28 protein-coding genes are annotated in these 26,115 nt (G+C 61.6%); 16 read left to right on the top strand and 12 right to left on the bottom strand.

Annotated features, from left to right (window positions below; all coding sequences use genetic code 11):
* Positions 1-6: 6 nt before the first annotated feature.
* From HX814_RS09245 to HX814_RS09230, 4 genes are read left to right on the top strand one after another with little or no spacing between them, the layout of a single operon-like run.
* The gene (locus HX814_RS09245; protein ID WP_003213770.1) at positions 7-441 is read left to right on the top strand and encodes a DUF4426 domain-containing protein; all 435 of its coding nucleotides are present in this window, start codon (positions 7-9) and stop codon (positions 439-441) included.
* On the top strand, positions 438-1,034 hold the full coding sequence (rdgB, locus tag HX814_RS09240) for an RdgB/HAM1 family non-canonical purine NTP pyrophosphatase (protein WP_008434161.1): 597 nt from the start codon (positions 438-440) through the stop codon (positions 1,032-1,034). Before HX814_RS09245 ends, rdgB begins: the two co-directional genes overlap by 4 nt.
* On the top strand, positions 1,031-2,233 hold the full coding sequence (hemW, locus tag HX814_RS09235) for a radical SAM family heme chaperone HemW (RefSeq protein WP_256343980.1): 1,203 nt from the start codon (positions 1,031-1,033) through the stop codon (positions 2,231-2,233). Before rdgB ends, hemW begins: the two co-directional genes overlap by 4 nt.
* A gap of 19 nt (positions 2,234-2,252) precedes the next feature.
* Positions 2,253-2,576 (top strand): DUF3392 domain-containing protein, encoded by a 324-nt coding sequence (locus HX814_RS09230; protein ID WP_003213776.1) that lies wholly within the window; start codon positions 2,253-2,255, stop codon positions 2,574-2,576.
* A gap of 143 nt (positions 2,577-2,719) precedes the next feature.
* Here the strand turns inward: HX814_RS09230 and trmB are convergent, their stop codons facing one another.
* From trmB to HX814_RS09210, 4 genes are all read right to left on the bottom strand, one after another.
* The gene (gene trmB, locus HX814_RS09225; RefSeq protein WP_003213778.1) at positions 2,720-3,445 is read right to left on the bottom strand and encodes a tRNA (guanosine(46)-N7)-methyltransferase TrmB; all 726 of its coding nucleotides are present in this window, start codon (positions 3,443-3,445) and stop codon (positions 2,720-2,722) included.
* 9 nt (positions 3,446-3,454) lie between these two features.
* On the bottom strand, positions 3,455-4,249 hold the full coding sequence (locus HX814_RS09220) for a thiazole synthase (RefSeq protein ID WP_093204048.1): 795 nt from the start codon (positions 4,247-4,249) through the stop codon (positions 3,455-3,457).
* 65 nt (positions 4,250-4,314) lie between these two features.
* A complete protein-coding gene (gene thiS / locus HX814_RS09215; RefSeq protein WP_008434168.1) occupies positions 4,315-4,515 on the bottom strand; it encodes a sulfur carrier protein ThiS in 201 nt (66 codons plus the stop codon).
* Positions 4,516-4,586: 71 nt separating this feature from the next.
* Complete coding sequence (locus HX814_RS09210) at positions 4,587-4,964, bottom strand: DUF423 domain-containing protein (protein WP_003213781.1); 378 nt, start codon at positions 4,962-4,964, stop codon at positions 4,587-4,589.
* Positions 4,965-5,038: 74 nt separating this feature from the next.
* Here HX814_RS09210 and mtgA point away from each other — a divergent pair, with 74 nt between their 5' ends.
* A complete protein-coding gene (gene mtgA / locus HX814_RS09205; protein WP_087693250.1) occupies positions 5,039-5,761 on the top strand; it encodes a monofunctional biosynthetic peptidoglycan transglycosylase in 723 nt (240 codons plus the stop codon).
* A gap of 135 nt (positions 5,762-5,896) precedes the next feature.
* On the opposite strand, the gene rpoH is transcribed toward mtgA, so the two are convergent.
* The 4 genes from rpoH to ftsY all read right to left on the bottom strand — a co-directional run bounded on the left by rpoH (position 5,897) and on the right by ftsY (position 9,983).
* Positions 5,897-6,751: an RNA polymerase sigma factor RpoH gene (gene rpoH / locus HX814_RS09200; protein ID WP_003176698.1), complete on the bottom strand. Its 855-nt coding sequence runs from the start codon at positions 6,749-6,751 to the stop codon at positions 5,897-5,899.
* A 129-nt stretch (positions 6,752-6,880) separates the two neighbouring features.
* Positions 6,881-7,903, bottom strand: coding sequence for a permease-like cell division protein FtsX (ftsX, locus tag HX814_RS09195; RefSeq protein ID WP_003213783.1), 1,023 nt, complete (start codon positions 7,901-7,903; stop codon positions 6,881-6,883).
* Positions 7,900-8,571 carry a cell division ATP-binding protein FtsE gene (gene ftsE, locus HX814_RS09190; protein ID WP_003213784.1) on the bottom strand — a complete coding sequence of 224 codons (672 nt, stop codon included), beginning with the start codon at positions 8,569-8,571 and terminating at the stop codon, positions 7,900-7,902. The genes ftsX and ftsE overlap by 4 nt, the downstream gene beginning before the upstream one ends.
* Positions 8,568-9,983, bottom strand: coding sequence for a signal recognition particle-docking protein FtsY (gene ftsY, locus HX814_RS09185; protein ID WP_102370103.1), 1,416 nt, complete (start codon positions 9,981-9,983; stop codon positions 8,568-8,570). Before ftsY ends, ftsE begins: the two co-directional genes overlap by 4 nt.
* A 232-nt stretch (positions 9,984-10,215) precedes the next feature.
* Between ftsY and HX814_RS09180 the strand changes: the two genes are divergently transcribed.
* The 4 genes from HX814_RS09180 (at position 10,216) to HX814_RS09165 (ending at position 14,785) form a co-directional block, all read left to right on the top strand.
* Positions 10,216-11,571 (top strand): pitrilysin family protein, encoded by a 1,356-nt coding sequence (locus HX814_RS09180; protein ID WP_003213786.1) that lies wholly within the window; start codon positions 10,216-10,218, stop codon positions 11,569-11,571.
* On the top strand, positions 11,564-13,054 hold the full coding sequence (locus tag HX814_RS09175; RefSeq protein ID WP_177009094.1) for a pitrilysin family protein: 1,491 nt from the start codon (positions 11,564-11,566) through the stop codon (positions 13,052-13,054). Before HX814_RS09180 ends, HX814_RS09175 begins: the two co-directional genes overlap by 8 nt.
* Positions 13,054-13,659 (top strand): 16S rRNA (guanine(966)-N(2))-methyltransferase RsmD, encoded by a 606-nt coding sequence (rsmD, locus tag HX814_RS09170; protein WP_003213788.1) that lies wholly within the window; start codon positions 13,054-13,056, stop codon positions 13,657-13,659. The genes HX814_RS09175 and rsmD overlap by 1 nt, the downstream gene beginning before the upstream one ends.
* Before the next feature lie 130 nt (positions 13,660-13,789).
* Positions 13,790-14,785: a hydrolase gene (locus tag HX814_RS09165; RefSeq protein WP_177009093.1), complete on the top strand. Its 996-nt coding sequence runs from the start codon at positions 13,790-13,792 to the stop codon at positions 14,783-14,785.
* A 47-nt stretch (positions 14,786-14,832) separates the two neighbouring features.
* On the opposite strand, the gene HX814_RS09160 is transcribed toward HX814_RS09165, so the two are convergent.
* Positions 14,833-15,687, bottom strand: coding sequence for a sulfurtransferase (locus HX814_RS09160; protein ID WP_008438971.1), 855 nt, complete (start codon positions 15,685-15,687; stop codon positions 14,833-14,835).
* A gap of 39 nt (positions 15,688-15,726) precedes the next feature.
* Positions 15,727-16,398, bottom strand: coding sequence for a TetR/AcrR family transcriptional regulator (locus HX814_RS09155; protein WP_003213791.1), 672 nt, complete (start codon positions 16,396-16,398; stop codon positions 15,727-15,729).
* Positions 16,399-16,544: 146 nt separating this feature from the next.
* On the opposite strand from HX814_RS09155, the gene HX814_RS09150 reads away from it, so the two are divergent.
* The 5 genes from HX814_RS09150 (at position 16,545) to HX814_RS09130 (ending at position 21,204) form a co-directional block, all read left to right on the top strand.
* Positions 16,545-17,972 carry a coniferyl aldehyde dehydrogenase gene (locus HX814_RS09150; protein WP_003213793.1) on the top strand — a complete coding sequence of 476 codons (1,428 nt, stop codon included), beginning with the start codon at positions 16,545-16,547 and terminating at the stop codon, positions 17,970-17,972.
* A 28-nt stretch (positions 17,973-18,000) separates the two neighbouring features.
* Positions 18,001-18,546: a twin-arginine translocation pathway signal protein gene (locus tag HX814_RS09145; protein ID WP_177009092.1), complete on the top strand. Its 546-nt coding sequence runs from the start codon at positions 18,001-18,003 to the stop codon at positions 18,544-18,546.
* 33 nt (positions 18,547-18,579) lie between these two features.
* Entirely contained in the window at positions 18,580-20,175 is a 1,596-nt protein-coding gene (locus tag HX814_RS09140; RefSeq protein ID WP_003213795.1) for a GMC family oxidoreductase, read from the top strand.
* 114 nt (positions 20,176-20,289) lie between these two features.
* Positions 20,290-20,769: a pantetheine-phosphate adenylyltransferase gene (coaD, locus tag HX814_RS09135; protein WP_003176711.1), complete on the top strand. Its 480-nt coding sequence runs from the start codon at positions 20,290-20,292 to the stop codon at positions 20,767-20,769.
* A 183-nt stretch (positions 20,770-20,952) separates the two neighbouring features.
* The gene (locus HX814_RS09130) at positions 20,953-21,204 is read left to right on the top strand and encodes a YfhL family 4Fe-4S dicluster ferredoxin (RefSeq protein WP_003213796.1); all 252 of its coding nucleotides are present in this window, start codon (positions 20,953-20,955) and stop codon (positions 21,202-21,204) included.
* A gap of 133 nt (positions 21,205-21,337) precedes the next feature.
* On the opposite strand, the gene mutM is transcribed toward HX814_RS09130, so the two are convergent.
* Both mutM and HX814_RS09120 read right to left on the bottom strand, forming a co-directional pair.
* Entirely contained in the window at positions 21,338-22,150 is an 813-nt protein-coding gene (gene mutM / locus HX814_RS09125) for a bifunctional DNA-formamidopyrimidine glycosylase/DNA-(apurinic or apyrimidinic site) lyase (protein WP_008438968.1), read from the bottom strand.
* Positions 22,151-22,171: 21 nt separating this feature from the next.
* Entirely contained in the window at positions 22,172-22,984 is an 813-nt protein-coding gene (locus HX814_RS09120) for an HDOD domain-containing protein (protein WP_177009126.1), read from the bottom strand.
* A 313-nt stretch (positions 22,985-23,297) separates the two neighbouring features.
* Between HX814_RS09120 and HX814_RS09115 the strand changes: the two genes are divergently transcribed.
* Entirely contained in the window at positions 23,298-24,494 is a 1,197-nt protein-coding gene (locus HX814_RS09115) for a class I SAM-dependent rRNA methyltransferase (protein WP_003213799.1), read from the top strand.
* Positions 24,495-24,726: 232 nt separating this feature from the next.
* Positions 24,727-25,923: an MFS transporter gene (locus HX814_RS09110; protein ID WP_003213800.1), complete on the top strand. Its 1,197-nt coding sequence runs from the start codon at positions 24,727-24,729 to the stop codon at positions 25,921-25,923.
* Positions 25,924-26,115 lie beyond the last annotated feature (192 nt).

Raw genomic sequence — 26,115 nt, 5'->3', positions numbered from 1 at the left:
ACGATCATGAGTCGCCTGGCTGTTTTTCTACTCACCGCGTGCCTGAGCGTCAGCGCTATGGCGGCGGATGTTATCGATGGTAATCGTCAGAAAGAATTCGGCGATATCACGGTGCACTACAACACCCTGACCACCAGCTTCCTGACGCCGGAAATGGCTCAGGAAGCCGGGATCGTACGCAGCAAAGAGCTGGGCATGATCAATGTGTTCGTAAACAAGGGCGTCGAATCGATAGACGCCACCGTTACCGGCACAATCAAGGATCTGGGCGGCAAGAGCGAGATGCTGACGTTCAAGAAAATCACCCAGAAAGGTTCTACGCTTTACGTCGCCCAGTACCCGGTGCCGCAGCAGGAAACCAAGATTTTCACCATCAACGTTGAAACCGGTGGCAAAGCCCACGGTTTCAGTTTCAACCAGGAACTGTTTCCGGCGCAATGATGAACCTTACTCAACTCGTACTGGCCAGCCATAACGCCGGCAAGCTCAAAGAACTCCAGGCCATGCTCGGCGACTCGGTGCAACTGCGCTCGATTGGCGAGTTCAGCCAGGTAGAGCCGGAAGAGACCGGCCTGTCGTTTGTCGAGAACGCCATCCTCAAGGCCCGCAACGCCGCGCGTATTTCCGGCCTGCCGGCACTGGCTGACGATTCGGGCCTGGCCGTGGACTTCCTGGGCGGTGCGCCTGGCATCTACTCGGCACGTTACGCCGACGGTAAAGGCGATGCGGCCAACAACGCCAAGCTGCTGGACGCCCTCAAGGACGTGCCCGACGCGATGCGCGGCGCGCAGTTCGTCTGCGTGCTGGCCCTGGTGCGTCACGCCGATGATCCATTGCCGATCCTCTGCGAAGGCTTGTGGCACGGTCGCATCCTGCATGCGGCCAGCGGCGAGCACGGTTTCGGTTATGACCCGTTGTTCTGGGTGCCGGAGCGCAATGTCTCCAGCGCCGAATTGAGCCCGGCCGACAAGAACCAGATCAGCCACCGCGCCCGCGCAATGGATTTGCTGCGCCAGCGCCTGGGCCTGAAATGACTCAGAACACCTCCGCGCAGCCACTGATTCTCGGTGGCGCGCAAACACCTCGGGCGGCCCTGCCTCACCTGCCGCCCCTGGCGCTGTATATCCACATCCCGTGGTGCGTGCGCAAATGCCCCTATTGCGACTTCAACTCCCACACCGCCAGCAAGGTGCTGCCGGAGGAAGAGTACGTCGACGCGTTGCTGGCCGACCTCGATCAGGACCTGCACGCGGTGTATGGCCGTGAGCTGAGTTCGATCTTTTTCGGCGGCGGCACCCCAAGCCTGTTCAGCGCCGTTGCCCTGGGCCGGTTGCTCAAGGGCGTGGAAGCGCGCATCCCGTTTGCCGGCGATATCGAGATCACCCTGGAAGCCAACCCCGGTACCTTCGAGCAAGAGAAGTTCGTGGCGTACCGCAAGCTGGGGATCAATCGGCTGTCGATTGGCATCCAGAGTTTCCAGCAGGAAAAACTCGAAGCCCTGGGCCGCATCCACAACGGTGACGAAGCCGTGCGTGCCGCCGGCATGGCGCGCCAGGCCGGGTTCGACAACTTCAACCTGGACTTGATGCACGGTTTGCCCGATCAGTCCCTGGAGGACGCCCTGGGTGACCTGCGCCAGGCCATTGCCCTAAAGCCCACGCATCTGTCCTGGTATCAACTGACCCTGGAACCCAACACCGTGTTCTGGAACCAGCCGCCCGTGCTGCCGGAAGACGACACCCTGTGGGACATCCAGGAAGCCGGCCAGGCGCTGCTCGCCGAACACGGTTACGCCCAGTACGAAGTCTCGGCCTACGCCCAACCGGGACGGCCGGCGCGGCATAACCTGAACTACTGGAGCTTTGGCGATTTTATCGGCATCGGCGCCGGTGCCCACGGCAAGCTCAGCCATCCGGATGGGCGCATCGTGCGCACCTGGAAAACCCGGGCACCGAAGGACTACCTCAACCCGGCGAAAAACTACCAGGCCGGCGCGAAAGAACTGACCAACGAAGAGTTACCGTTCGAGTTCCTGATGAACGCCCTGCGCCTCACCGACGGCGTCGAAGCCAGGCTTTACGCCGAGCGTACCGGCCTCGAACTGGCCAGCCTCGATGAAGCTCGCCGCGAGGCAGAACAAAGTGGCCTGATGCAGGTCGAACCGTCACGCCTGGCGGCCACCGACCGCGGGCAACTCTTTCTCAATGACCTGCTGCAGAAGTTTTTGAGCTGATTGCTCTTAAGGAAATCGAATGGATCTGGTACTCGACCTGCTCGCCACCGTATCCCGCTGGAGCCGTAGCAACCTGTCGGAAATCTCCCTGGCGTTGGTAGGCTGCCTGCTGGTGCTGTTTGGCGCCGACATCAAGGGCTGGGTCGAAGCACGGCTGGGCAGCATCGCGGGTGCGCTGCGCGTGCCGCTGATGGCGCTGGTGTGCATGATCGGCAGCGGCGCTGCGCTGATCTATGCCACGCCGTGGATTGTTCGCGGGTTGAGCCAGTTCAACAACTACAGCCTGGCGCCGGTGTTGTTGGTGGTGCTGGTGTTGATTGGGGTGGTGGCGGATCGCCGCTGACCTTAAGCGCGGCACAAAACAAATGTGGGAGCGGGCTTGCTCGCGAATGCGGTGTGTCAGTCAGCGTAAATGTCGACTGATCTACCGCATTCGCGAGCAAGCCCGCTCCCACATTTTTTACTGCATTTCAAGCCTGGGACTTATCAGTCCACTTTCTCGAACTTCAAATCCCAAACCCCATGCCCGAGTCGCTCGCCGCGACGTTCGAACTTGGTGATCGGCCGCTCGGCCGGGCGCGGGACGCATTTGCCATCTTCCGCCAGGTTGCGGTAGCCAGGGGCGACGTTCATTACTTCCAGCATGTACTCGGCATACGGTTCCCAGTCGGTGGCCATGTGCAGGATGCCGCCCACTTTCAGCTTGCTGCGCACCAGTTCCGCGAAGGAAGCCTGGACGATGCGGCGCTTGTGGTGGCGGCTCTTGTGCCATGGGTCCGGGAAGAACAGCATCAGGCGGTCGAGGCTGTTGTCGGCGATGCAGCGGTTGAGCACTTCGATCGCATCGCAGTCGTAGACCCGCAGGTTGGTCAGGCCCTGAGTCAGCACGCCGTTCAGCAGCGCGCCAACACCCGGACGGTGTACTTCAACCCCGATAAAATCCTGCTCCGGCGAAGCCGCGGCCATTTCCAGCAGGGAATGGCCCATGCCGAAGCCAATCTCCAGGGAGCGTGGTGCCGAGCGGCCAAACACCTGGTCGTAATCCACCGGCGCGTCTGCCAGCGGCAGGACGAACAGCGGCGTGCCCTGCTCCAGGCCCTTTTGCTGGCCCTCGGTCATGCGACCGGCGCGCATCACAAAACTCTTGATGCGGCGGTGCTTGGACTCGTCGCCTTCTTCCAGGGTGTTCGGCGTTTCGTTTGATTCAGTCATCAATGGCTCTTACTTGATCAGACCATCCAGCGGCGAGGAGGCGCTGGCGTAAAGTTTTTTCGGCATGCGCCCGGCGAGGTACGCCAGGCGGCCGGCGACGATTGCGTGTTGCATGGCTTCGGCCATCATGATCGGCTGCTGGGCATGGGCGATGGCCGAGTTCATCAGCACCGCATCGCAACCCAGTTCCATGGCGATGGTGGCGTCGGAGGCAGTGCCCACGCCCGCATCCACCAGCACCGGGATCTTGGCTTCTTCAAGGATGATCTGCAGGTTGTACGGATTGCAGATACCCAGGCCGGAACCGATCAGACCGGCCAGCGGCATCACCGCGATGCAGCCGATTTCGGCCAGTTGGCGGGCGATGATCGGGTCGTCGCTGGTGTAGACCATCACGTCGAAACCTTCCTTGACCAGGGTCTCGGCGGCCTTGAGGGTTTCGATCACGTTGGGGAACAGGGTTTTCTGGTCGGCCAGCACTTCCAGCTTCACCAGGTTGTGGCCGTCGAGCAGCTCACGGGCCAGGCGGCAGGTGCGCACGGCTTCGATGGCGTCGTAGCAACCGGCGGTGTTCGGCAGGAAGGTGTAGCGATCCGGCGACAGCACTTCGAGCAGGTTCGGCTCGCCCTCGATCTGGCCGAGGTTGGTGCGGCGCACGGCGAAAGTAACGATCTCGGCGCCCGAGGCTTCGATGGCCAGGCGGGTTTCTTCCATGTCGCGGTACTTGCCGGTGCCGACCAGCAGACGCGACTGGAAGGTACGACCGGCCAGGACGAAAGGCTTGTCGCTACGAACGATGCTCATGGGAAATCCTCGAGTTGGGGTGAGGTTCTGCAGAATGCGGGTTGGCGCCCTGGAGCGCCGGACGGCTAGCCGCCGCCGATGGCGTGGACCACTTCGACCTGGTCACCCTCGGTGAGCGCGGTCTCGACGTGCTGGCTACGCGGGACGATATCCTGGTTGAGCTCCACTGCGACGCGGCGTCCGGTCAAGTCCAGACGGGTCAGCAGGGCCGCAACGGTTTCACCGTCGGGCAGTTCAAAGGGTTCGCCGTTCAACTGAATGCGCATGCCACGGGCCGCCATCGTTTTTAGGGGCCAGCATTCTAGCGTGATTGACGTTGCTGGCCCAAGCCCCTTGGTCAGGCAGCCTGTAGACGCCACGCCGCCAAACCGAGGAAGAACCAGCCCAGCAGGAACGCCAGGCCACCAAACGGGGTGATGATGCCGAGCTTGCTGATGCCGGTCATGGTCAGCACATACAGGCTGCCGGAGAACAGCAGGATGCCCACGGCAAAGGACACCCCCGCCCACGTCACCAGCCTGCCCGGGATGTGCGCCGCCAACAGTGCCACGCCGAACAGCGCCAGGGTGTGCACCAACTGGTAGGTCACGCCGGTGTGGAAAATCGCCAGGTACTCGGCGCTCAGGCGGTTTTTCAGGCCGTGGGCGGCAAACGCGCCCAGGGCGACGCCGGTGAAACCGAAAAAGGCAGCCAGCATCAGAAAGCCACGCAACATGAGGAACTCCAGTCAGACTCAGGGGGCAGGGTCTGTATAATGGCCCGCTCAACGGGTTCGGCCAAGCCATCTCTATGCTGCGTCTCCTCTTCAAGCGTTTTCTCAAAGCCCTCAAGTGGTTTGCCATCGGCAGCGTGCTGCTGGTGCTGCTGTTCCGTTTCGTGCCACCACCGGGCACTGCGCTGATGGTTGAGCGCAAGGTCGAGTCCTGGGTCGACGGCGAGCCGATTGACGTACAGCGCACGTGGGTGCCGTGGGATCAGATCTCCGACGAACTTAAAGTGGCGGTGATGGCCGGCGAAGACCAGCGCTTCCCGCAACATTGGGGTTTTGATTTCGGCGCGATCCAGGCGGCATTGCAGCATAACGAGCGCGGCGGCTCGATTCGCGGCGCCAGCACCTTGAGCCAGCAGGTGTCGAAGAATCTGTTTTTGTGGACCGGCCGCAGCTATTTCCGCAAGGGCCTGGAAGCCTGGTTTACCGGGCTGATCGAGATTCTCTGGCCCAAGCAGCGAATTCTTGAGGTGTACCTCAACAGCGTGGAATGGGATGAAGGCGTGTTCGGCGCCGAAGCGGCGGCGCGGCATCACTTTGGGGTGAGTGCCAAGGCGCTGACCCGCCAGCAGGCCAGCTACCTGGCGGCGGTGTTGCCTAACCCGCGGGTGTGGAGTGCCAGCCATCCAACGTCGTATGTCGCGCGACGGGCGGCGTGGATTCGGCAGCAGATGAGTCAGTTGGGTGGCGACAGCTATTTGAATGAGCTGAACAACTCGCGCAAGGCGCCCTGGGCTGACTGACACCCCACAAAACAAAAGTGGGAGCGGGCTTGCTCGCGAAAGCGGTGTGCCAGTCAATACCTTAGGTGACTGGTCCACCGCTTTCGCGAGCAAGCCCGCTCCCACATTTCGATCGCGCTGTCCTAGCTACCTGTGTCAGGCGGCGATCGACAGTTTCAGCTTGTTCATCGCACTCTTCTCGAGCTGACGAATCCGCTCGGCCGACACGTTGTACTTCTGCGCCAGGTCGTGCAGCGTGGCTTTTTCTTCTGCCAACCAGCGCTGGTAGAGAATGTCACGGCTGCGGTCGTCCAGCACTTCCAGCGCTTCGTGCAGGTTGTGATTGGAGTTGTCGCTCCAGTCGGCATCTTCCAGCTGACGCGCCGGGTCGTACCGGTGGTCTTCCAGATAGTTGGCCGGCGATTGGAAGGCGCTGTCGTCGTCCGCTTCGGCGGCCGGGTCGAAGGCCATGTCATGGCCGGTCAGGCGACTTTCCATCTCGCGCACTTCACGTGGCTCTACGCCGAGGCTTTCGGCCACGCGATGCACTTCTTCGTTGTTCAGCCACGCCAGGCGTTTCTTCTGGCTGCGCAGGTTGAAGAACAGTTTGCGCTGGGCCTTGGTGGTCGCGACTTTCACGATGCGCCAGTTGCGCAGGATGAATTCGTGAATTTCCGCCTTGATCCAGTGCACAGCAAACGACACCAGGCGCACACCCATTTCCGGGTTGAAGCGCTTCACAGCTTTCATCAGGCCAACGTTGCCTTCCTGAATCAGGTCAGCCTGGGCCAGGCCGTAGCCGCTATAGCTACGGGCGATATGTACGACAAAACGCAGGTGGGCGAGCACCATCTGCCGAGCCGCCCCCAAATCCTGCTCATAGTAGAGACTCTCGGCCAGTTCACGCTCCTGCTCGGGCGTCAGCAATGGAATGCTGTTGACCGTGTGCACATAGGCCTCCAGGTTCGCACCCGGGACCAGAGCATAAGCAGGTTGCAAAGAAGTGGTCATACGAAAAAACCTCCGACTCACATAACTCGTGCAGTTCAGCACTGCGAAAATTGACCGGGAACCGTAGGACAAGTTCCCTAAACCACTGATACGGTCAATACAAACGAAACCACATTACCCTGACATTAACTACTTCGGTGCCAGCTCACGTAAATGCCGTGCGACCGCAATCCAAGCACCGATATACCCCAAGAGCACTGCCCCAAGCAACAATGACAGACCATCGGCTGCCGGCACGCCGGCCAGGGCAAAATCGCTGCCGTACAAACCGGCAAGCCCCACCACCGCATCGTTCAGCCAGTTCAGGCCAAAAGCCAGTACGCCCCAGGACAAAATTCCCGCACCGAAGCCATACAGCGCGCCCATGTACAGAAAAGGCCGACGCACATAGCTGTCCGTGCCGCCGACGAGTTTAATCACTTCTATCTCGGTGCGGCGGTTTTCAATATGAAGACGAATGGTATTGCCTATCACCAAAAGTAATGCAGACACCAGCAACACCGTCAGGCCGAACACAAACCGGTCGCCCAGCTTGAGAATCGCGGCCAACCGCTCTACCCAGACTAGATCAAGTTGTGCCTGTTGGACCTTCGGCAGCTCTGCGAGTTTTTGTCGCAGGGCTTCCAGGGTGGTCTTGTCGACCTCGTTCGGGGTGACCAGCACCACGCCCGGCAGCGGGTTTTGCGGCAACTCCTTGAGCGCCTCGCCCAGGCCGGACTGTTGCTGGAACTCTTCCAGGGCTTGATCGCGGCTGATGTACTCAGCCTCGGCCACACCCGGAATGCCCTTGATCTGGTCGCGCAGGGACTCACCGTCCTGGGCGCTGGCATCCAGGTTCAGGTACAGGGAAATCTGCGCCGCCCGCTGCCACGAACCGCCAAGGCGCTCGACATTGTTCAGCAGCAATGACAAGCCCATGGGCAGGCTCAAGGCCACGGCCATGACCAGGCAGGTAAAAAAGCTGCCGATCGGCTGCTTGCCGAGGCGGCGCAGGCTGTCTACCAGGCTGGCACGGTGGCTTTCGATCCAGGCATGCACCAGGGTGCCGAAATCCGGGCCATCGTCTTCGTCGCGTTTTTTCTTCTGTGGCTGCGGGTCGGCCGCCTTTGGCGCGACGCGCTCGGAAACCTTCGGGCTGCGTGTTGCACTCATACCCCAGCCTCCCCGTCACCGATCAGGCGGCCGCGTTGCAGGGTCAGCATGCGGTGGCGCATGCGGGCGATCAGCGCCAAGTCGTGACTGGCGATCAGCACGCTGGTGCCCAGGCGGTTGATGTCTTCGAACACGCCCATGATTTCTGCGGCCAGGCGCGGGTCGAGGTTACCGGTGGGTTCGTCCGCCAGCAGCAAGGCCGGGCGATGGACGATGGCGCGGGCGATGCCGACGCGCTGTTGCTGGCCGGTGGACAGGTCGCCTGGGTACAGGTCGGTCTTGTCCGACAGCGCCACGCGTTCCAGGGCCGAATCCACGCGCTTGACGATTTCGGCCTTGGACAGACCGAGAATCTGCAACGGCAAGGCGATGTTGTTGAACACCGTGCGATCGAACAGCAACTGGTGGTTCTGGAACACCACGCCGATCTGCCGGCGCAGGAATGGAATCTGTGCGTTGCTGATGGTTGCCAGGTCCTGGCCCGCCAGCAGCAGTTTGCCGGTGGTTGGGCGCTCCATGGCCAGCAGCAGGCGCAACAAGGTACTTTTACCGGCACCCGAATGGCCGGTCACAAACAAGAATTCGCCGCGACGCACCCGGAAACTCAGCTCATGCAAGCCGACATGCCCGTTGGCGTAGCGTTTACCGACCTGTTCGAAACGAATCATGAACGCTCCCGCTCGGCAAACAGTGCCTGTACAAAGGGTTCGGCTTCAAAAGTGCGCAGGTCGTCGATGCCTTCACCGACGCCGATGTAACGAATCGGCAACCCGAACTGCTTGGCCAGGGCGAAGATCACACCGCCCTTGGCCGTGCCGTCGAGCTTAGTCAATGCCAGGCCGGTCAGTTGGACCGTCTGGTGGAATTGTTTGGCCTGGCTGATGGCGTTCTGGCCGGTACCGGCGTCCAGCACCAGCAACACCTCGTGGGGCGCGTCGGCGTCGAGCTTGCCGATCACGCGGCGAACTTTCTTCAGCTCTTCCATCAGATTGTCTTTGGTGTGCAGGCGACCGGCGGTATCGGCGATCAGCACATCAATGTTGCGCGCCTTGGCGGCCTGCACCGCATCGAAGATCACCGAGGCCGAATCGGCGCCGGTGTGCTGGGCGATGACCGGGATCTTGTTGCGCTCGCCCCAGACCTGCAATTGCTCCACGGCGGCGGCACGGAAGGTGTCACCGGCGGCGAGCATGACTTTCTTGCCTTCCAGTTGCAGCTTCTTCGCCAACTTGCCGATGGTGGTGGTCTTGCCGGCGCCGTTGACGCCAACCACCAGGATCACAAACGGCTTTTTCTGCGTATCGATGATCAGCGGCGCTTCCACCGGCTTGAGCATGTTGGCCAGCTCGGCCTGCAGCGACTTGTAGAGCGCATCGGCGTCGGTCAGCTGCTTGCGCGCGACCTTCTGGGTCAGGCTCTGGATGATCACGGCGGTGGCTTCGACGCCCACGTCGGCGGTCAGCAGGCGGGTTTCGATGTCCTCCAGCAGCTCGTCATCGATGGTCTTTTTGCCGAGAAACAGGCTGGCCATGCCTTCGCCGATGCTGGCGCTGGTCTTGCTCAGGCCTTGCTTGAGGCGGGCAAAGAAACCGGTCTTGCCGGTTTCGGCAGGAACAGCAGGCTCTTCGATGACTGCTGGCGCGGCGACCGCGACCGGAACAGGTTCGGCGACCACCGGTGCAGGCACCTCAACCACTGGCGGCGCCTGGACCACAACGGGCACAGGCTCCACGAGGGCCGGAATCGGCGGCGTCACATGCGCGGCCTGCTCGTCTTCAACCAGTGCTACGGGCTCTTCTGCCACCGGCAACACCAGCCATGGCTTGTGCTCTGGCTCTGGCTCTGGCGCAGGTTCTGGCTCAACCACCGGCTGCAACACCGGCTCGGCCATCGGCAACACCACCGGGGCCGGTGTTTCGGCAACCGGTTCGGCTTCTACTATGGATTCGGGGATCGGTTCAGCTTGAACCTGCGGCTGTTCGACGACGGTTTCCTGCGGCTTTTTGCGCAGCCATCCGAACAGGCCTTTTTTCTCGCCAGCCGCAGCTGGGGTCTTCTTGTCGTCGTTGGAACCAAACATGGAGACGGCTATCTCAAGGTAGCGACGCGCCAGGGGGCGTGCCGGTAAATAAAATTCGATGCGTAACAGACTGTTTTTTAGCCAGCTCGTTCATGCGCAACATTTTGTAAGGCCTAAATAGAGCCTTAACAAGACAGCCATAGTGGCCGTCCCTAGGTCGGACCAGTATCCTAGCACCTCCTCGCCCGCCGACGCTAAGACCAAGCGGGCAGCCCAACAGGTTTAAAAACGAATGAATGCTCTAGCCCGCCGCGCCGCAGGCCTGCTGCTCAGCACAGTTTGTCTGCCCCTTTCAGCTTTGGCTGCCGACCCACAACCCACCCACGAATTCACCCTGGACAACGGCCTCAAGGTCGTCGTGCGCGAAGACCATCGCGCCCCGGTGGTGGTTTCGCAGGTCTGGTACAAGGTTGGCTCCAGCTACGAAACCCCGGGCCAGACCGGTTTGTCCCACGCCCTGGAACACATGATGTTCAAGGGCAGCGCCAAGGTCGGCCCCGGCGAGGCTTCGTTGATCCTGCGTGACCTGGGCGCGGAAGAAAACGCCTTCACCAGCGACGACTACACCGCCTACTACCAAGTGCTGGCCCGTGACCGCCTGGGCGTCGCCTTCGAGCTGGAAGCCGACCGCATGGCCAGCCTGCGCCTGCCGGCCGACGAATTCAGCCGCGAGATCGAGGTGATCAAGGAAGAGCGCCGGATGCGCACCGACGACAACCCGATGTCCAAGGCCTATGAGCGCTTCAAGGCCATGGCCTACCCGGCCAGCGGCTACCACACGCCGACCATCGGCTGGATGGCCGACCTGGACCGCATGAAGGTTGAAGAGCTGCGCCACTGGTACCAATCCTGGTACGTGCCGAACAACGCCACCCTGGTAGTGGTGGGCGACGTAACCCCGGATGAAGTCAAAACCCTGGCCCAGCGCTATTTCGGCCCGATCCCCAAGCGCGACGTTCCCCCGGCGAAAATCCCGCTGGAGCTGGCCGAGCCCGGTGAACGCCTGCTGACTATGCATGTACAGACCAAACTGCCGAGCGTGATCCTTGGTTTCAACGTGCCGAGCCTGGCCACCGCTGAAGACAAACGCTCGGTCAACGCCCTGCGCCTGATCTCGGCCCTGCTGGACGGCGGCTATAGCGCGCGCATCTCGACACAACTGGAGCGCGGCGAAGAGCTGGTGTCCGGCGGCTCGTCGAGCTACGACGCCTACACCCGCGGTGACAGCCTGTTCACCCTGACTGCCACACCGAACCTGCAAAAGAAAAAGACCGTGGCCCAGGCTGAAGCCGGCCTTTGGCGCCTGCTGGATGAGCTGAAGGCCAAGCCACCGAGCGCTGAAGAACTGGAGCGTATCCGCGCCCAGGTCATCGCCGGCGTGGTTTACCAGCGCGACTCGATTACCAGCCAGGCCACTGCCATCGGCTCCCTGGAGACGGTGGGCCTGTCCTGGAAACTCATGGACACCGAGCTGGCCGAGCTGCAAAGCGTCACCGCCGAAGATATCCAGAAAGCTGCACGCACCTATTTCACCCGCGAACGTCTCAGCGTCGCCCATGTCTTGCCTGAGGAGACCGCTCATGAGTGAACGTAAAAACAACCGCCTGGTGCTGCCCGGCCTGATCGTGGTGACTTTGGCTGCGGCCTGCGCGGTGTACTTGCTGCGCCCCAGCGAATCCGTCGCCAGCCAGGCGCTGGAGCAGGCCAAGTCCGCCAACAAGCTGCAATCCCTGGCCGAGCTGGACGACAAGGCGCCGACCAACCGCAAGCTCGACGTGCAAACCTGGACCACCGCCGAAGGCGCCAAGGTGCTGTTCGTCGAAGCCCATGAACTGCCGATGTTCGACATGCGCATCCTGTTCGCCGCCGGCAGCAACCAGGACGGCGCAACATCAGGCCTGGCGCTGTTGACCAACGCAATGCTCAACGAAGGCGTGCCGGGCAAGGACGTCAGCCAGATTGCCGCCGGTTTCGACGGCCTGGGTGCTGATTTCAGCAATGGCGCCTACCGCGACATGGCGCTGGTTTCCCTGCGCAGCCTGAGCGCCAGCGACAAGCGTGACGCCGCCCTGTCACTGTTTGACGACGTGATCGGCAAGCCGACCTTCCCGGCAGACTCTCTGGCGCGGATCAAGAACCAGCTGCTGGCGGGCTTCGAGTACCAGAAACAGAACCCCGGCAAACTGGCGAGCATCGAGCTGTTCAAGCAGCTCTATGGCGACCACCCTTACGCCCATCCGAGCGAAGGCAACGCCGAGAGCGTGCCGAAGGTGACTCTCGCGCAATTGAAGGACTTCCACGCCAAGGCCTACGCCGCCGGCAACGCAGTGATTTCCGTAGTCGGCGATCTGACCCGCGCCGAAGCCGAAGCCATGACCGCCAAGGTTTCCGCGTCCCTGCCAAAAGGCCCGGCGCTGACGAAAATCGCCCAACCGGTCGAGCCCAAGGCTGGCACCACGCACATCGAGTTCCCGTCCAAGCAGACAACCCTGCTGCTGGCGCAACTGGGTATCGACCGTGCCGACCCGGATTACGCCGCGCTGTCACTGGGTAACCAGATTCTCGGCGGCGGTGGCTTCGGCACCCGTTTGATGAGCGAAGTGCGCGAGAAACGCGGCCTGACCTACGGCGTATACTCCGGCTTCTCGCCGATGCAGGTACGCGGCCCGTTCATGATCAACCTGCAAACCCGCGCCGAAATGAGCGCCGGCACGCTGCGATTGGTGCAGGACGTACTCGCCGACTACCTCAAGACCGGCCCGACACAGAAAGAACTCGATGACGCCAAGCGCGAACTGGCCGGCAGCTTCCCGCTGTCCACCGCGAGCAACGCCGATATCGTCGGGCAGCTGGGCGCCATGGGTTTCTACAACCTGCCGCTGAGCTACCTGGAAGATTTCATGAAACAATCCCAGGCGCTGACCGTTGACCAGGTCAAAGCTGCTTTGAACAAACATTTGAGTGCCGACAAGATGGTCATCGTGACCGCCGGCCCGACGATTGCGCAAAAGCCACTACCGCCCCCCACTGATAAACCCGCCGAGCAACCGCTCGGGGTTCCGGAGCATTAATGGCCCGTCCATCCCGTCCCAAAAAACCTGTCCACAACGTTCACAACGGTGTGGGCCAACTGCGCATCATCGGCGGAGAGTGGGGCAGCCGTAAGCTGAGCTTCCCTGATGTCGTGGGCCTGCGCCCGACGCCAGACCGCGTGCGTGAAACCCTGTTCAACTGGCTCGCGCCGTATATCGCCGGGGCCAAGGTGCTGGACCCGTTCGCGGGTAGCGGCGCGCTGTTCCTGGAGTCGCTGTCCCGTGGCGCGGCGCTGGGCCAGGCGCTGGATGCCAGCAATGTGGCGGTCGCCAGCCTCAAGGAACACCTGGGCACGCTGCGTTGCACCACAGGGCAAGTGCAGACGGCTGACGCGTTGCGCTACCTGGAAACCCAGGAAGCCCGTGAGTTTGACGTGGTGTTTCTTGATCCGCCGTTTAATCAGAACCTGCTGCCGACCGTTTGCGCGTTGCTGGAAGAGCGCCAGTGGTTGGCACCGGATGCCTGGATCTACACTGAAAGCGAAACCGCACCGTCCACACTCGGTCTGCCGGGCACCTGGCGCCTGCACCGCGAGCAGAAATCCGGGCGGGTGTATTACGCGTTGTGGCAACGCACCGTGTAGGAGCGAGCTTGCTCGCGAAGATCGTTAACGATGACGCGGGAAACCAGGGGAACGCGGTGATCTTGAGTTTTTCGCGAGCAAGCTCGCTCCTACAATGATTGGAGCAAGCCCATTCGGCACCGAGAATTTCATGACTCCGCTCCTCGACCGCTTCTCCCCCGCCTTCGGCCTCGGCAACCCGCACCTGCAAACGTTGTGGGGACCGCTGTGGCGCAAAACCACGCACATCGAACGCCAGCGCGAACGGCTGTGGCTGGCAGACGGCGATTTTCTCGACCTCGACTGGCATGGGCCCCATGACGCAACCACCCCGCTGGTGCTGGTACTGCACGGGCTGACCGGCTCGTCCAACTCCCCTTACGTCGCCGGCCTGCAAAAAGCCCTCGCAACCCAAGGCTGGGCCAGCGTCGCGCTGAACTGGCGTGGCTGCTCCGGCGAACCCAACCTGCTTGCCCGCAGCTACCATTCCGGCGCCAGTGAAGACCTGGCCGAAACCATCGCTCACCTGCGGGCCAAGCGCCCGTTGGCGCCGCTGTATGCGGTGGGGTATTCACTGGGCGGGAATGTGCTGCTCAAGTACTTGGGCGAAACCGGCGAAGCCTGCGGGCTGCAAGGCGCGGCCGCCGTGTCGGTACCGTTTCGCCTGGATCAGTGCGCCGATCGCATTGGCCTGGGCTTTTCTCGGGTTTATCAGAAGCATTTCATGCGCGAAATGCTGGCCTATATCCGCGTCAAACAAAGCCGGTTTCTCAAGGATGGCCGCGAGGCAGGCCTGAAAACCCTCGCCGACCTGGGCTCGCTGGAGAAGATGCGCACGTTCTGGGACTTTGACGGCCGCGTCACCGCGCCGCTGCACGGGTTCCTCAGTGCCGAGGACTACTACCGCCGCGCCTCCAGCCGCTATTACCTCGGGGGCATTCGCACACCAACCCTGATCATCCAGGCCGCGGACGACCCGTTCGTGTTCGCCCACAGCCTGCCCGAGGCCAGCGAACTGTCGGATTGCACCGAGTTCGAACTGCTGGCCAAGGGCGGGCATGTCGGGTTTGTGGACGGCTCACTGAAACAGCCAACTTACTACCTGGAACGGCGAATCCCGGAGTGGCTACTGACACAACGCCGATAAAAATGTGGGAGCTCCCACACTTTGGATCAGACCGGGTCAGGCAGACCTCAGTCGCCTGTTGCAACTTCCCGCTTTGGATCAGTGATCCACTCGCTCCACGACCCCGCGTACAACTTGCCCAACGGGTAACCCGCCAGGCACAGCGCAAACAGGTTGTGGCAGGCAGTCACGCCGGAGCCGCAGTAGGCCACCAGGTCATCCGGCGAGCGGCCTTGCAGCTTGGCGGCGAAGCGTTGCTTGAGCTGGTCCGCCGGCAGGAAACGGCCGTCGCTGCCCAGGTTTTCATTGAATGCGGCACATTGCGCGCCGGGGATATGCCCGGCAACCGGGTCGATCGGCTCTACTTCACCACGAAAACGCGGCTGGGCGCGGGCGTCGATCAGGGTCAGGCCGGGCTGGCCAAGGCGTTTCTGCAGGTGTTCGGCGTCCAGTTGCAAGTGGTTGTCCGGCGTGCCGCTGAAGGTGCCGGGCTCGATCACCGGCGCATCCAGGCTCAGCGGGAAGCCCGCCGCGTGCCAGGCTTTCAGGCCGCCATCGAGGATGAACACGCCGTCGCGCTTGCCCAGCCAGGCCAGCAGCCACCAGGCACGGGCGGCATAGGCACCCGGGCCGTCGTCATACAAAACGATATCGCTGTCGGCGTTAACGCCCCATGCCCGCAGTTGCCGGATAAACGCATCCGGCGCCGGCAACGGATGGCGACCGGTCACGCCCTTGATTATCGGCCCGCTGAGGTGGCGTTCCAGATCGGCATACTGCGCCCCTTCGATATGCCCTTCGGCGTAGCTGCACAGGCCGTAGTCCGGGTCTTCCAGGGCAAAACGGCAATCGAGGATCACCAGCCCGCCGGACTTCTGGCGCTCGGCCAGTTGCTGGGGGCTGATCAGTTGGGCAAGCGGCATGACTGACTCCTGTGGCTAGGTTAGCGTTCGGGAAACATCCTACTTCACTTCTTCCAGCGCCTGATTCAACGGCACGTAAAACTCTTTGAACAGTGCATCCACCGCGTCCTTGGCCTTGGGGGTGATAAACCCGGCTTCCAGCACCAGCACCTGGTACACACCGCGCTTGATGGCCTCAGCGCTCAGGTGCGTGGACTTTTCATTGGTGGTGCACAGGAAGCGCACCCATGAGGTGAGGATGATCCAGGCGTTGAGGGTCAGGGCTTCGGTTTGCACCGGGTCCATGTTCAGGATGCCGGCATCGACAAACCCCTGGTAGATGGCTGCGCCCTGGATCAGGCAACGCTGGGAGAACCGCCGATAGCCGGTGGCCAGCTCCGGGTCGCTTTCCAGCAGGTGTTCGAGGTCACGGTGCAGGAAGCGGTAGCGCCACATGCCGGCCAGCACCGCCTGCAGGTAGAAGCGCTTGTCTTCCACGGTCACCGCACGGCCCTGGGGCGGGCGCAGGAAACTGTCCACCAACGCTTCGTACTCACGAAACAGCACCGCGATAATCGCCTGCTTGTTGGGGAAGTGGTAGTACAGGTTGCCCGGGGAAATTTCCATATGGGCGGCGATATGGTTGGTGCTGACACTGCGCTCGCCCTGCTGGTTAAACAGCTCCAGGCTGGTTTGCACAATGCGCTCGCTGGTCTTTACTCGTGGTGCCATGGGAAATCAACTTCTAGACCCGTGATGGCGGCATCTTACGGACTATCCTTGTCCGGATAAATCGGCACGTTGTGCAATGTTATTTGACAATTTAGAGCAATGACTCTAAAAACTGAAGCATTCCAATAACAATCGGGAACTTCGCCATGTCTGCCAACGTTGCCTACCTGCAAGATTCCCAGGCGCTGGACCAGCTCCAGGAACTGTTCGACGCCCAGCGCCAAGCCTACGCCGCCAACCCGATGCCGCCGGCCGCCCAGCGCCAGCAATGGCTCAAGGCCTTACGCGAGCTGCTGAGTGACGAGCGCCAGGCGCTGATCAACGCCATCAGCAGTGATTTCAGCCACCGCAGCGCCGACGAAACCCTGTTCGCCGAACTGATGCCCAGCCTGCATGGCATTCACTACGCCAGCAAACACCTCAAGGGCTGGATGAAACCTTCCCGCCGCGCTGTAGGCATTGCCTTCCAGCCCGCGTCCGCCAAGGTCATCTATCAACCCCTGGGTGTGGTCGGGGTGATCGTGCCCTGGAACTACCCGTTGTACCTAGCCATCGGCCCGCTGGTGGGTGCATTGGCGGCCGGCAACCGGGTGATGCTCAAGCTCAGCGAATCCACCCCCGCCACCGGCCAGTTGCTCAAGGCGCTGCTGGCGAAGATCTTCCCCGAGGACTTGGTGTGCGTGGTGCTCGGCGAGGCTGAAGTGGGCATGGCGTTTTCCAAGCTGCGCTTCGACCACCTGCTGTTCACCGGCGCCACCAGCATCGGCAAGCACGTGATGCGCGCGGCGGCCGAACACCTGACGCCGGTCACCCTGGAACTGGGCGGCAAATCACCGGCGATTGTTTCCGCCGACGTGCCGCTCAAGGACGCCGCCGAACGCATCGCCTTCGGCAAGGCGCTGAATGCCGGGCAAACCTGCGTGGCGCCGGACTATGTGCTGGTGCCGGAAGACCGTGTAGACGGCTTCGTCGAGGCCTACAGCAAGGCGGTCCGCGGGTTCTATCCGACCCTGGCCGACAACCCGGACTACACCGCCATCATCAACGAACGACAGTTGGCCCGGCTCAACGGCTACGTGAAAGACGCCACCGACAAGGGTGCCACCCTGGTCCCGCTGTACGACCAGGGCCAGGACCGCCGCATGGCCCACAGCCTGCTGCTGAATGTCAGCGACGAGATGACCGTGATGCAGGACGAAATCTTCGGCCCGGTGCTGCCGATCGTGCCGTATCGCGGCCTCGACCAGGCCTTTGCCTACATCAATCAGCGCCCTCGCCCACTGGCGCTGTATTACTTCGGCTACAACAAGGCGGAACAGAACCGCGTACTGCACGAAACCCATTCCGGCGGCGTGTGCCTGAACGACACGTTGCTGCACGTAGCCCAGGACGACATGCCCTTCGGCGGCATCGGCCCGTCGGGCATGGGCCATTACCACGGCCATGAAGGTTTCCTGACCTTCAGCAAGGCCAAGGGCGTGCTGATCAAGCAACGCCTGAACGCGGCCAAGCTGATTTACCCGCCCTATGGCAAATCCATCCAGAAGTTGATCCAGAAGCTGTTCGTCCGCTAACAAACCCATCACCGGGATAACAATAAGAATGAACCCTAGCCTGACTGAATCACCCGCGCTGTCACGGCGCGGCGTCTTGAAACTCGGCCTGTGCGCCAGCGCCTTCCTGGCCACCGCCGGGCTGGGCGCCAGCCTCAGCGGCTGCTCCAGCAGCACCCCGGCCAGCGGCTTTGCGATGTTGCGCAGCAGTGACCTGCCGTTTTTGCGGGCAGTGATTCCGGTGCTGCTGGAGGGCGTGGCCAGCGCCGAGATAGTGGTGGCCGGCATCGACGACACCCTGAAAAAGCTCGACTTCAGCCTGCAACACCTGTCGCCCGAGATGTTCAAGCTGACCCAGCAACTGTTCGACGTATTGGGCATGGCCGTCACCCGTGGGCCGCTGACCGGGGTGTGGGGCAGCTGGGAAAACGCCAGCGGCGAACAGATCCGCAACTTCCTGCACCGTTGGGAAAACAGCTACCTGAACCTGCTGCGCATGGGCCAGGGCTCGTTGCTCAAGCTGGTGATCATGGCCTGGTATTTCCGCCCCGAGTCCTGGGCGCATTGCGGCTACCCCGGCCCACCGAAAATCTGATCTGCATCCCGATAAAAACAAGAGACGACCCTGATGCCCGTACCTGATCTGTTCCGCGATGGCATGGCCCGCGGCTGGAAGACCCACAATGGCGCCGCCCTCGACCAGGACCTGACCCTGGAAGCCGACGTCGCGATCATCGGCAGCGGCGCCGGCGGCGGCACCACCGCCGAAATCCTCAGCGCCGCCGGCTACAAGGTGCTGTTGATCGAAGAAGGCCCGTTGAAGACCAGCAACGACTTCAAGCTGCTGGAGGACGAGGCCTACGCCAGCCTGTATCAGGAAGGCATCGGGCGCATGAGCAAGGACGGCGCCATCACCATCCTGCAGGGCCGAGCGGTCGGCGGCACCACGCTGATCAACTGGACCTCCAGCTTCCGCACCCCGGACCCGACCCTCGCCCACTGGGCCAGCGAATACGCGGTCAAGGGCCACAGCAGCGCCGAGATGGCGCCCTGGTTCGAAAAAATGGAACAACGCCTGGGCATCGCGCCTTGGGCCATGCCACCGAATGCCAACAATGACGTGATCCGCAAGGGCTGCGAAAAGCTTGGCTACAGCTGGCACGTGATCCCGCGCAATGTGCGCGGCTGTTTCAACCTGGGGTATTGCGGCATGGGTTGCCCGGTCAACGCCAAGCAATCAATGCTGGTGACCACCATTCCGTCCACCCTGGAGAAAGGCGGCGAGCTGCTGTACCTGGCCCGCGCCGAACGCCTGAAGTTCAGCGGCGACACCATCACCAGCCTCGAATGCGTGGCCATGGATCAGTATTGCGTGGCACCGACCGGCCGCAAAATCACGGTCAAAGCCAAGCACTACGTACTGGCCGGCGGCGGCATCAACAGCCCGGCGCTGCTGCTTCGTTCCGATGCACCCGACCCCCACTCGCGCCTGGGCAAACGGACCTTTCTGCACCTGGTGAATTTTTCCGCCGGGCTGTTCGACGAGGTGATCAACCCGTTCTACGGGGCGCCGCAGTCGATCTATTCCGACCACTTCCAATGGCAGGACGGCACTACCGGCAAAATGTCCTACAAGCTCGAAGTACCGCCGCTGCATCCGGGCCTCGCCAGTACCTTGCTTGGCGGCTACGGCACGCAGAACGCGCTGGATATGGGCCAACTGCCCAAGACCCACGCAATGCTTGCCCTCTTGCGCGACGGTTTCCACCCCGACAGCCCGGGCGGCACCGTCGAATTGCGCGGCGATGGCACACCGGTGCTCGATTATCAGGTTTCGCCCTACGCCTGGGACGGCCTGCGCCGGGCATTCCACAGCATGGCGGAGATTCAGTTTGCCGGCGGCGCCAAGTCGGTGATGCCGCTGCACGGCGATGCGCGCTACGTGAACACCTTGGCTGAAGCCCGCAGCATGATCGACGGGTTGAACCTCGAATTGCACCGAACCCGGCTCGGCAGCGCTCATGTAATGGGCGGTTGCGCGATGGGGGAAGAACCGAAAAACGCCGTGGCCGACAGCCTTGGGCGCCATCATCAACTGCGCAACTTGTCGATCCACGATGGCTCGCTATTCCCCACCAGTATTGGCGCTAACCCGCAGTTATCGGTGTATGGATTGACGGCGCAACTGGCGACGGCATTGGCCGAACGTCTGAAAACGGCCTGAAAAAACCGGGTATTCGCGGTGTCTATAGTGCTTTCTTCTGAATAAGTTGACTTGGCCGACCGGGATGGCTGCGATACCATCCGGTTCCCCAACGGACTCCGCCAGGACGACGCGATGAACCGAGTGTTGTACCCAGGTACCTTCGACCCAATCACCAAGGGCCATGGCGATCTGGTCGAACGCGCCTCGCGCTTGTTCGACCATGTGATTATCGCGGTCGCTGCCAGCCCCAAGAAAAACCCGCTGTTTCCCCTGGAACAGCGCGTGGAGCTGGCCCGTGAGGTCACCAAGCATCTGCCCAACGTTGAAGTGGTCGGCTTCTCGACGCTGCTGGCGCACTTCGCCAAGGAACAGAACGCCAATGTGTTCCTGCGCGGCCTGCGGGCGGTGTCGGACTTCGAATACGAATTCCAGCTGGCCAACATGAACCGCCAACTGGCGCCGGACGTGGAAAGCCTGTTTCTTACGCCTTCGGAACGTTATTCGTTCATTTCCTCGACGTTGGTCCGGGAAATCGCGGCGTTGGGCGGGGATATCACCAAGTTCGTGCACCCGGCTGTGGCGGATGCTCTCACCCTGCGATTCAAGAAATAATCCCGGACTGCAGGAGCTGGCTTGCCAGCGATCCAGGCGCCACGGTGCAACTGACCCATCGCCATCGCCGGCAAGCCGGCTCCTACTGTCCATCGCTGTGACTCGCACTGCGGGCGCCAATGCGGCACAATTGCGCGCATTAGTTTTCAGATGCCTTGGCTGACAGCCCTGGCAGGAGTTTCCATGTCCCTGATCATCACCGACGATTGCATCAACTGCGACGTCTGCGAACCCGAGTGCCCGAACGCTGCCATTTCCCAGGGTGAAGAGATCTATGTGATCGACCCCAACCTGTGCACCCAGTGTGTCGGCCACTACGACGAACCCCAGTGCCAGCAGGTTTGCCCGGTGGATTGCATTCCGCTGGACGAGGCTCATCCGGAGACGGAAGAGCAACTGATGGAGAAGTACCGGTTGATTACCGGCAAGGCCTAAGTCCCTTGGCGATTCGTTAGGCCCCTTCGCAAGCAAGCCCGCTCCCACATTCGACCGAGTTCCACCTTTGGAATGCAGTCGAATGTGGGAGCGGGCTTGCTCGCGAAGAGGCCATCAGCAGCACCACAAATTGTCAGCTCTGACACTTCGGGCAAAACACACTCGCCCGCTGCCCCAGCATCACGTTGCGCAACTCAGTCCCACAGACCTTGCACGCCTCGCCACCACGGCCATAGACGAACAATTCCTGCTGGAAATACCCCGGCTGCCCGTCGCCGCCGATAAAGTCCCGCAACGTGGTGCCGCCGCGCTCGATGGCCGCCGCCAGGATGCGCTTGATCTCGATCGCCAGCTTCAGGTAACGCCCACGGGAAATGCCCTTGGCTTCCCGGCGCGGATCAATCCCGGCGGCAAACAGCGCTTCCGTCGCATAGATATTGCCTACGCCCACCACCACCGCGTTGTCCATGATGAACGGCTTCACCGCCATCGAGCGTCCACGGGACAGCTGGAATAGCCGCTCGCCGTCGAACAGGTCGGTCAACGGCTCCGGCCCCAGGCGGATCAGCAGCTCGTGGTTCAGCGGGTCGAGGCTCCAGAGCATCGCGCCAAAGCGTCGCGGGTCGGTGTAGCGCAGGGCCAGGCCCGACTCAAGTTCTATATCCACATGCTCATGCTTGGCCGCCGGGCTGCCGGCTTCCACCAGGCGCAAATTGCCCGACATGCCCAAGTGGCTGATCAGCGTGCCGACCTCGGCATTGATCAACAAATACTTGGCCCGCCGCTCCACCAGCACGATGCGTTGCCCGGACAGCCGCACATCCAGGTCTTCCGGGATCGGCCAGCGCAGGCGCCGCTCACGCACCACCACACGGCTGACCCGCTGGCCTTCCAGGTGCGGCGCAATTCCGCGCCGGGTGGTTTCGACTTCCGGTAACTCGGGCATGTGTACCTCTTGGAAAAAGGGTTAGTGCGCGCCCAGCTCGCGGATCGACAACTTCAAACTCTCGAAGTCGTAGTCCGACAGGCCGATATGGTCCAGCACCAGCGGGCCGATGGCGTTCCACTCATGGTCATCCATCTGGTTGCCCAGCACGCGGTACGACGCACAAATGTGCTCGGCCATTTTCAGGATCGCCAGCAGGTTTTTCAGCTGCGGCTTGTGGTTGGACTCGTCGCTGAAAATCGCCAGGGCATTGTGGTGATTGGCGATGGCATCGGTCACATGTTCCGGCAGGCGCCAGGATTTGGCGGTGTAGTAACCCACCACGGCATGGTTGGTGTTGAACGCCTGGTTCTCGGTGTCGACCACACGGCACTCCGGGCCGGCGTTGGCATAGGCCTCTTCCAGCACACTCATGTAGTTCGGGAAACGCTTGAGCATCAACGGCACGCCGCAATCGTGGAACAGCCCCAATGCGTAGGCTTCATCGACCGCCTGGCTGCCGGTGCGCTTGGCCAGGGCCAGGCAGGTCATGGCCACGTCCTGGGCGGTGTCCCAGAAACGGTTGAGGGTGACGATGGTGTCGTCGCTCATCTCGCCCTTGATCGACTGCGCGTTGATCAGGTTGACGATGGAGCGGCTGCCCAGCAGGTTCACCGCGCGCTGGATCGAGACGATCTTGTTGCTCAGACCGTAATACGGCGAATTGACGATCTTCAGCAGCGAGCCGGAGAGGCCCGGGTCCTGGGCGATCAACCGGGCGATCACTTCCAGGTCCGGATCGGGCATGTACTGCTCCATCTGCAAATCCACCATGATTTGCGGTTGAGGCGGCACACTGATGCCTTGGAGGCTCTGTTGGATCTGTTCGGCGGATAGCTCTTGGGACATAGGGGGCACACTCTGGACTAGGCGGCGATTCTAACCTTTATGGCAACCGGGCTGACACCTCAAAAACCCGAACTGAAACCGGACCGAATGTGGGAGCTGGCTTGCCTGCGATGCAGACGGTTCGGTCTTTCAGATAACCGAGGTGATGCTATCGCAGGCAAGCCAGCTCCCACAGGGACATCACAACCCACATGTCCGGCGGCGCCGCCAAGTACTGCACAACACGGTATACTCCCGCTCTTTTTTCCGGAGCGACGTCATGTCCCTGCCAAGCCTGCGTCTCAAAGCCAACGCCGATCGTCGTTTGCGCAACGGCCACCTGTGGGTCTACAGCAACGAAATCGATGTGGCCGCCACACCTCTTCACGGCTTCCAGGCAGGCGACCAGGCGATCCTGGAAGCAGCCGGCGGCAAGACCCTCGGCATCGTGGCCATGAGCCCGAACAACCTGATCTGCGCCCGCCTGCTGTCCCGCGACATCAAGTTGCCGCTGGACAAGTCGCTGCTGGTGCACCGCATCAACGTCGCCCTGTCCCTGCGTGACCGCCTGTTCGACAAGCCGTTCTACCGCCTGGTGTACGGCGATTCCGACTTGTTGCCAGGCCTGGTGGTCGACCGTTTCGGCGACATCCTGGTGGTGCAGATCGCTTCGGCGACCATGGAAGCCCACAAGGAAGACGTGATTGCCGCACTGACCCAAGTGCTCAAGCCAAGCGGCATCCTGTTCAAGAACGACTCCGCCGCGCGTGATGCCGAAGGCCTCAACCGCTACGTCGAAACCGTGTTCGGCCTGGTGCCGGAGTGGGTTGCCCTCGAAGAAAACGGCGTGAAGTTCGAAGCGCCGGTGATCCAGGGCCAGAAGACCGGCTGGTTCTACGACCACCGCATGAACCGCGCCCGCCTGGCCCCGTATGCCAAAGGCAAACGCGTACTCGACCTGTACAGCTACATCGGCGGCTGGGGCGTGCAAGCGGCCGCCTTCGGTGCCAGTGAAGTGTTCTGCGTCGACGCCTCCGCCTTCGCCCTCGACGGCGTGGAGCGCAACGCGGCACTGAACGGCGTTGCCGAGAAAATGACCTGCATCGAAGGCGACGTGTTCGAAGCCCTCAAAGAGCTGAAAGCCAGCGAAGAGCGTTTCGACGTGATCGTCGCCGACCCGCCTGCCTTCATCAAGCGCAAGAAAGACATGAAGAACGGCGAAGGCGCCTACCGCCGCCTGAACGAGCAAGCCATGCGCCTGCTCAGCAAGGACGGCATCCTGGTCAGCGCTTCGTGCTCGATGCACTTGCCGGAAGACGACCTGCAAAACATCCTGCTGACCAGCGCCCGTCACCTGGATCGCAACATCCAGATGCTGGAACGCGGCGGCCAGGGCCCGGACCACCCGGTGCACCCGGCGATTGCCGAGACCCGGTATATCAAGAGCATTACTTGCCGGTTGTTGCCGAATAGCTAACGCCCAATTGGAACCGGATCAACTGTAGGAGCGAGCTTGCTCGCGAAAGACGAATAGACAACACGGGCTACCTGATAGCGCTGCGTTATCGTTGACGTTCTTCGCGAGCAAGCTCGCTCCTACAGCGGCAACACACACCATCATGGGCTTGGCCTCCCACAACACTTTTGATTGAATTCCCCGTTTCGCAGACTAGTATCGGTTTCTGGTTTTACTCCGGAAAATAAAAACAATGTCTGAGTCCTCTTATTCGCCACCCCATGGCGACGTAAAACGCCAACAACGCTCGCGCTTCATCCTCATCACCTGCATCTCGCTGATCAGCTTCTTCCCGATCAATATCCTGCTGCCCTCCTTTCCAGCCCTGGCCGCGAAGTTCGATACCTCAACTGCTGAGGTCGCCTTATCCATCAGCCTGTTCACTCTAGTTTTTGCGATTTCCCAACTGATCGCCGGCCCGCTTTCAGATAAATTCGGGCGCAAGGAAGTGCTGCTGGGGTGCATCGTGGTTTCCACCCTAGGCTCGATCGGCTGCGCACTGGCGGCGAATTACCCGAGTTTCCTGCTGTTTCGCGCCGTCCAGGCCATCGGCTGTGGCTTTTTTGTACTCGGCCATGCGCTGGTTGAAGACCTTTTCGAAGAGCAGGATCGCGCCCGCATCCGCATCTACTACATGACCCTGAGCGGATCGTTCGTTGCGCTGTCGCCGCTGCTCGGCTCCTGGCTGCAAACCACATTTGATTGGCAGGGCAGCTTTTATGGATTTGCGGTGATGGCGCTGGGCATGTTTATCCATGCCTGGCTGATATTGCCGTCCAAGGCGGCCAGCCCTGAAAGAGCCCCTGTTTCGATCATCGCCACGCTGAAATCCATCGCAAGCAACCGGGACTTCATCCGTTACTGGTGGATCGCCGCGTTGGTATTCGCGTGTTACTTCGCCTTGATCAGCGTGACACCGCTGATTTTCATGGATGAGTTGAAGCTGTCCGAATACCAGTACGCGGTAGTGCTGATGGTGTATGGCGTTGCCTACCTGCTGGGCGGCGTTGCAGCAACTGCACTGCAGAAACATATCTCCCTCACGCGACAAATCAACCTCGGGCTGGGCCTGCTGGGGATCGCAGGCGTATTGCTGACGCTGGTGATCAGCTATGAGGCCATGACCACCATCACCCTGCTGATCCCGATGCTGATCAGCGCCCTGGCCGTGACCCTGGTTCGCCCCGCCGCGATTTCCGCGGCCATGTTGCTGTTCTCCAGCAGCGCCGGCACCGCCGCGTCGGCCGGCAACAGCATCATGTTCATCACCGCCGCCGTCAGCAGCGCCGCGCTCGCCCAAGCCGGAGACAACTTGCTGATGACCATCGCCATCAGCTTCATCGTGCTCAGCGTTTGGGGCGTAGTGACGAACATCAGAGTCGGACGCTAACGCTCTCCCACTCCCACTCCCACTGTAGGAGCGAGCTTGCTCGCGAAAAACATATAGGCGACACGGGCCACCTGATAGCGCTGCGTTATCGTTGACGTTCTTCGCGAGCAAGCTCGCTCCTACAGAAGGCATGACATATTCAGAACCAGTGTTTAAACGCCAATAGACACTGTTGCCTCCTACCGTCTCTCT

The sequence above is a fragment of the Pseudomonas sp. C8002 genome, from assembly GCF_013385765.1.
GTDB lineage: Bacteria > Pseudomonadota > Gammaproteobacteria > Pseudomonadales > Pseudomonadaceae > Aquipseudomonas.
The sequence above is the reverse complement of the archived record's forward strand: the minus strand, read 5'-3'. Positions and strand labels throughout refer to the sequence as shown.

Bases quoted from the DNA above. Each gene is read 5' to 3' on its own strand.
- HX814_RS09245 (WP_003213770.1), top strand. From the start codon at position 7: ATGAGTCGCCTGGCTGTTTTTCTACTCACCGCGTGCCTGAGCGTCAGC.
- rdgB (WP_008434161.1), top strand. From the start codon at position 438: ATGATGAACCTTACTCAACTCGTACTGGCCAGCCATAACGCCGGCAAG.
- hemW (WP_256343980.1), top strand. From the start codon at position 1,031: ATGACTCAGAACACCTCCGCGCAGCCACTGATTCTCGGTGGCGCGCAA.
- HX814_RS09230 (WP_003213776.1), top strand. From the start codon at position 2,253: ATGGATCTGGTACTCGACCTGCTCGCCACCGTATCCCGCTGGAGCCGT.
- trmB (WP_003213778.1), bottom strand. From the start codon at position 3,445: ATGACTGAATCAAACGAAACGCCGAACACCCTGGAAGAAGGCGACGAG.
- HX814_RS09220 (WP_093204048.1), bottom strand. From the start codon at position 4,249: ATGAGCATCGTTCGTAGCGACAAGCCTTTCGTCCTGGCCGGTCGTACC.
- thiS (WP_008434168.1), bottom strand. From the start codon at position 4,515: ATGCGCATTCAGTTGAACGGCGAACCCTTTGAACTGCCCGACGGTGAA.
- HX814_RS09210 (WP_003213781.1), bottom strand. From the start codon at position 4,964: ATGTTGCGTGGCTTTCTGATGCTGGCTGCCTTTTTCGGTTTCACCGGC.
- mtgA (WP_087693250.1), top strand. From the start codon at position 5,039: ATGCTGCGTCTCCTCTTCAAGCGTTTTCTCAAAGCCCTCAAGTGGTTT.
- rpoH (WP_003176698.1), bottom strand. From the start codon at position 6,751: ATGACCACTTCTTTGCAACCTGCTTATGCTCTGGTCCCGGGTGCGAAC.
- ftsX (WP_003213783.1), bottom strand. From the start codon at position 7,903: ATGAGTGCAACACGCAGCCCGAAGGTTTCCGAGCGCGTCGCGCCAAAG.
- ftsE (WP_003213784.1), bottom strand. From the start codon at position 8,571: ATGATTCGTTTCGAACAGGTCGGTAAACGCTACGCCAACGGGCATGTC.
- ftsY (WP_102370103.1), bottom strand. From the start codon at position 9,983: ATGTTTGGTTCCAACGACGACAAGAAGACCCCAGCTGCGGCTGGCGAG.
- HX814_RS09180 (WP_003213786.1), top strand. From the start codon at position 10,216: ATGAATGCTCTAGCCCGCCGCGCCGCAGGCCTGCTGCTCAGCACAGTT.
- HX814_RS09175 (WP_177009094.1), top strand. From the start codon at position 11,564: ATGAGTGAACGTAAAAACAACCGCCTGGTGCTGCCCGGCCTGATCGTG.
- rsmD (WP_003213788.1), top strand. From the start codon at position 13,054: ATGGCCCGTCCATCCCGTCCCAAAAAACCTGTCCACAACGTTCACAAC.
- HX814_RS09165 (WP_177009093.1), top strand. From the start codon at position 13,790: ATGACTCCGCTCCTCGACCGCTTCTCCCCCGCCTTCGGCCTCGGCAAC.
- HX814_RS09160 (WP_008438971.1), bottom strand. From the start codon at position 15,687: ATGCCGCTTGCCCAACTGATCAGCCCCCAGCAACTGGCCGAGCGCCAG.
- HX814_RS09155 (WP_003213791.1), bottom strand. From the start codon at position 16,398: ATGGCACCACGAGTAAAGACCAGCGAGCGCATTGTGCAAACCAGCCTG.
- HX814_RS09150 (WP_003213793.1), top strand. From the start codon at position 16,545: ATGTCTGCCAACGTTGCCTACCTGCAAGATTCCCAGGCGCTGGACCAG.
- HX814_RS09145 (WP_177009092.1), top strand. From the start codon at position 18,001: ATGAACCCTAGCCTGACTGAATCACCCGCGCTGTCACGGCGCGGCGTC.
- HX814_RS09140 (WP_003213795.1), top strand. From the start codon at position 18,580: ATGCCCGTACCTGATCTGTTCCGCGATGGCATGGCCCGCGGCTGGAAG.
- coaD (WP_003176711.1), top strand. From the start codon at position 20,290: ATGAACCGAGTGTTGTACCCAGGTACCTTCGACCCAATCACCAAGGGC.
- HX814_RS09130 (WP_003213796.1), top strand. From the start codon at position 20,953: ATGTCCCTGATCATCACCGACGATTGCATCAACTGCGACGTCTGCGAA.
- mutM (WP_008438968.1), bottom strand. From the start codon at position 22,150: ATGCCCGAGTTACCGGAAGTCGAAACCACCCGGCGCGGAATTGCGCCG.
- HX814_RS09115 (WP_003213799.1), top strand. From the start codon at position 23,298: ATGTCCCTGCCAAGCCTGCGTCTCAAAGCCAACGCCGATCGTCGTTTG.
- HX814_RS09110 (WP_003213800.1), top strand. From the start codon at position 24,727: ATGTCTGAGTCCTCTTATTCGCCACCCCATGGCGACGTAAAACGCCAA.